Raw genomic sequence first — 3,978 nt, forward strand, 5'->3', positions numbered from 1 at the left:
CAGAAGTGAAACGCAAACGCGCCGATGGTAGTGTGGGGTCTCCCCATGTGAGAGTAGGTCATCGCCAAGCGCCTAATTATCTCATAGAGATGTAACGAAGCCAGCTGAATAAGCTGGCTTTTTTGCGTATGCAATTTGTTAAGTTTAGCGTGATTTTTCGCCTAAATGCCTACTCCACGATGACTATTTCATCAATACGTGTCCCCCGCGTTAGCTGCAATCCTCGCTTTTAGCAGTTACAATGTGTTTTTGTCGTCATTGATCAAACACATGTCTCTATCTCATAGCCTTAAATCGTTTAATTCCTTTGGTTTAGCCCAGTCTTGCGCCGCTCTTGTTGAGGCGCACTCAAAAGAAGCTGTTCAGGCGATGTGTTTGCCACTATGGCAACAGCAATTGCCTATGTTGGTGCTTGGTGGCGGTAGCAATCTGGTCTTCACTGAGGACTTTAACGGTACAGTTGTCAGGATTTTATCGAAGGGGATAAAAGTATCTGAAGACGCAGAAGCTTTTTATCTCGAGGTTGAGGCGGGTGAGAATTGGCATGAGTTAATTCAGTTTACGCTCGAGCATGGCATGTTTGGGTTGGAGAATATGGCGTTAATTCCTGGAACGGTTGGCGCAGCACCTATCCAGAATATTGGCGCTTATGGTGTTGAACTCTGTGATGTGTGTGATTGGGTTGAGTATCTTGATTTACCCTCAGGCGAGTTCGCGCGTATAAGCACAGCTGAGTGTCAATTTGCTTACCGTGAGTCTATTTTCAAAGACAAATTACGCAATCTTGCCGTAGTCACTGCTGTCGGACTGCGCTTAGTTAAACGGTGGCAACCGCGTTTGGCTTATGGTCCATTGCAATCGTTTGATCCTGCAACCGTCACTGCGCGTGAGATCTTTGATCGCGTATGCCAAGTGCGCAGTGAAAAGCTCCCTGATCCAGCAGTGCTCGGCAATGCAGGTAGTTTCTTTAAAAATCCTATTGTCAGCGCGGCCTGTTATCTAGATTTAGCACAGCGTTTTCCGACGATAGTGGGTTACGCACAAGCGGATGCAACGGTGAAATTGGCGGCAGGTTGGTTGATTGAACAAGCGGGACTGAAAGGTTTTGTGCTTGGTAATGCTGCTGTGCATGACAAACAAGCTTTGGTATTAGTGAATAGAGGCGGGGCAACGGGGCGCGATATTTGTCGCTTAGCGCTGCATGTTATTGCGCAAGTACAGGATAAATTTGGTGTTGTGCTAGAAGCTGAACCTAGAATCATGGGCGCTATCGGTGAAGGAGATTTGTATGTCTGATAATTGGGGAAGAAAGCGCCAGATATTAGCGTTATTGTCTTGCGGTCAATTTGTTTCAGGCGAGCAGCTAGCCACAGAACTTGGGATTTCGCGCGCCGCAGTAAATAAGCACATTGATGCGTTAGAAACTTATGGTGTGGCAATTTATAGCGTTAAGGGTCGCGGCTATAAGTTAGCCAATCCCATCTCTTTGATTGATGCTTCACGTTTAGTGCAGTCAATTGATAACCGTTGTTTTTATTTTGATGAGATCGCAAGCACCAACGGCTTTATGCTGAGCCATACCACTGAGCTAAAAAATGGCGATGTGTGCGTGGCAGAGTATCAATCTGCTGGTCGCGGTCGCCGAGGTCGCACTTGGGTGTCGCCCTATGGGCATCACTTGTACTTCTCATTGTTTTGGACATTCCCGCAGGGAATGGCACAGGCTATGGGTTTAAGTTTAGTAGTGGCGTGCACTCTAGTTGAAGTGCTTAAATCGTTTGGGGTCGAGAATATTGGGGTTAAGTGGCCGAATGATATCTATTTGGATAACAAGAAGCTTGCTGGGATCTTGATTGAAATGTCGGGACAGGCGGATAGTCAGTGTCAGCTGATCATTGGTGTTGGCGTTAATATGGCGATGTCAGAGGAGCAAGGCAAAGGTATCGATCAGCCTTGGAGTGACCTGTCAGATTTGGTTGATATGCCAGATAAGACTGCGCTTATTATCGAATTACAGAAGCAACTGAAGCGCGATATCCAGCTATTTGAACGTGAAGGATTAGCTGCATTCAAGGCTCGTTGGCAAGCGGCAGACTTATTTTATGGCCGTGAAATACGTTTGCTTATGGGTGAAAAGTCTGTCGAAGGGATTTGTCGCGGCGTTGATGAGCAAGGTGCAGTATTGCTCGAAACCGCCGATGATGTGCAAGCATTTATCGGCGGTGAAATTAGCTTAAGGGCACGCTAAGCACCCAAGAGACTATTTTACAGAAGATTATTTGCGCATCAGTACGTGGGACATCAAATGATCCTGACCTTTTTGTAGGATCAAATGGGCCCTTTCACGGGTTGGTTGAATATTCAATTGCAGGTTGGGACCGTTAATCGTGTCCCAAATATTGGCAGCAATGGTATTAGCTTCATCATCGGTTAGCGACGAATAGTGATGGAAATAGGATTTCTTGTCACTGAAGGCACCAGAGCGGAATTGCAAGAAGCGTTCTTTGTACCATTGTTTGAGTAATGGCTCTTGTGCATCGACATAAATAGAAAAGTCGACAAAATCAGAGACGAAAGGACGACGGGTATCAACTGGTGAATCGAGTCCTGTCTGCAATACATTCAAGCCTTCCAAAATTAAGATGTCTGGCTGGGAAACGGTTTGGTGTTGATTCTTCACTCGATCATAGGTGACGTGTGAATAGATAGGGGCTTTCACATGTGGCTGACCGGATTTCACGGCGGAGATAAACTCAACCAGCATTTTCATATCGTAGCTTTCCGGAAATCCCTTACGCTGTAACAAGCCTTTACGCTTCAAGTCTGCCAGTGGATACAAAAAGCCATCCGTGGTCACCAGATCGACCTTAGGGTGCTCAGGCCAGTGCTGTAGTAAGGCTTGCAATATGCGCGCTGTGGTACTTTTGCCGACGGCGACACTGCCAGCAATGCTAATGATGTAAGGGCTTTTTGATGGCTTTTGGCCAAGGAACTCATCAACGACTAAGCCACGTTGTTGCTTAGCTTTGACTATTAGATTTAGCAGCCGACTAAGGGGAAGATAAATATCTGTGACTTCCGATAAGGATATCTTCTCATTAATGCCTCTAAGGTTTTCCAAGTCTTGCTCGCTCAGCGTCAGCGGCACTGAATCTCGTAACTCAGACCATTGCAGGCGCTCAAAGGCGAGATAGAGTGCTTTTTGAATTGAATTTTTAGAAGTCATTGGCTTTCCTCAGCTTAGGAAAGGCACAGTACACTATGGAATTATTCGGAACAATACTAAATGGGTGATTGCAGCCGTGTTTCCGTTACCGTTTGATGTATTCGCTGTTTAATTGGTCGGCAAACTTGGATAACGTGTAAAAAAACACCGTTCGAGCGCTTTTTTTACGTAAATAGGTGTTTTTTACTTGCACTTGGGAGCGCATTTACCTAATATCCCGTTCCGAAATGATAATGCCGGCATAGCTCAGTTGGTAGAGCAACTGACTTGTAATCAGTAGGTCCCGAGTTCGACTCTTGGTGCCGGCACCATTTTCTGTGGAGGGGTTCCCGAGTGGCCAAAGGGATCAGACTGTAAATCTGACGGCTCAGCCTTCGAAGGTTCGAATCCTTCTCCCTCCACCACTTTTTTCTAGGTAGTTAGGTAGCCTTAGTTAGGTTGCGCGGACATCGTATAATGGTATTACTCCAGCCTTCCAAGCTGATAACGCGGGTTCGATTCCCGCTGTCCGCTCCAAATTAGTTGCTGATATGGCTCAGTTGGTAGAGCACACCCTTGGTAAGGGTGAGGTCGGCAGTTCGAATCTGCCTATCAGCACCAGCCTCTCTAAATTTAGCTCCTACGCCTAAACATAATCGGTTCGATGTCATTTTAATGCATCGGATTTTTTCTATATGTTAGTTTTCATCACCAAGATTCTTGGACTGAGGCATTACCATGGCTAAAGCTAAATTTGAACGTATTAAGCCCCA

The 3,978-nt window shown here is 46.1% G+C and carries 3 protein-coding genes and 4 tRNA genes; 6 read left to right on the forward strand and 1 reads right to left on the reverse strand.

Annotation, left to right across the window (positions count from 1 at the left end):
• The first annotated feature begins 270 nt into the window (after positions 1-270).
• Both murB and birA read left to right on the forward strand, forming a co-directional pair.
• Positions 271-1,296 (forward strand): UDP-N-acetylmuramate dehydrogenase, encoded by a 1,026-nt coding sequence (gene murB, locus Q4Q54_RS21530; protein WP_311989521.1) that lies wholly within the window; start codon positions 271-273, stop codon positions 1,294-1,296.
• The gene (gene birA, locus Q4Q54_RS21535) at positions 1,289-2,248 is read left to right on the forward strand and encodes a bifunctional biotin--[acetyl-CoA-carboxylase] ligase/biotin operon repressor BirA (protein WP_311989522.1); all 960 of its coding nucleotides are present in this window, start codon (positions 1,289-1,291) and stop codon (positions 2,246-2,248) included. The genes murB and birA overlap by 8 nt, the downstream gene beginning before the upstream one ends.
• Before the next feature lie 27 nt (positions 2,249-2,275).
• Here birA and coaA read toward each other — a convergent pair whose 3' ends face one another.
• Positions 2,276-3,226, reverse strand: coding sequence for a type I pantothenate kinase (coaA, locus tag Q4Q54_RS21540; protein ID WP_311907005.1), 951 nt, complete (start codon positions 3,224-3,226; stop codon positions 2,276-2,278).
• A gap of 235 nt (positions 3,227-3,461) precedes the next feature.
• Between coaA and Q4Q54_RS21545 the strand changes: the two genes are divergently transcribed.
• The 4 genes from Q4Q54_RS21545 (at position 3,462) to Q4Q54_RS21560 (ending at position 3,826) form a co-directional block, all read left to right on the forward strand.
• Positions 3,462-3,537, forward strand: a tRNA-Thr gene (locus Q4Q54_RS21545).
• Positions 3,538-3,545: 8 nt separating this feature from the next.
• Positions 3,546-3,630, forward strand: a tRNA-Tyr gene (locus Q4Q54_RS21550).
• A gap of 38 nt (positions 3,631-3,668) precedes the next feature.
• Positions 3,669-3,742: transfer RNA gene (locus tag Q4Q54_RS21555), tRNA-Gly, on the forward strand.
• Between the two features lie 8 nt (positions 3,743-3,750).
• Positions 3,751-3,826: transfer RNA gene (locus Q4Q54_RS21560), tRNA-Thr, on the forward strand.
• Positions 3,827-3,978: the final 152 nt, after the last annotated feature.

It is taken from the genome of Shewanella sp. SP2S2-4, from assembly GCF_031932025.1.
Classification (GTDB): domain Bacteria; phylum Pseudomonadota; class Gammaproteobacteria; order Enterobacterales; family Shewanellaceae; genus Shewanella; species Shewanella baltica.

Excerpts from the sequence above, each read along its gene's own strand:
- murB (WP_311989521.1), top strand. The coding sequence starts at position 271 with ATGTCTCTATCTCATAGCCTTAAATCGTTTAATTCCTTTGGTTTAGCC.
- birA (WP_311989522.1), top strand. The coding sequence starts at position 1,289 with ATGTCTGATAATTGGGGAAGAAAGCGCCAGATATTAGCGTTATTGTCT.
- coaA (WP_311907005.1), bottom strand. The coding sequence starts at position 3,226 with ATGACTTCTAAAAATTCAATTCAAAAAGCACTCTATCTCGCCTTTGAG.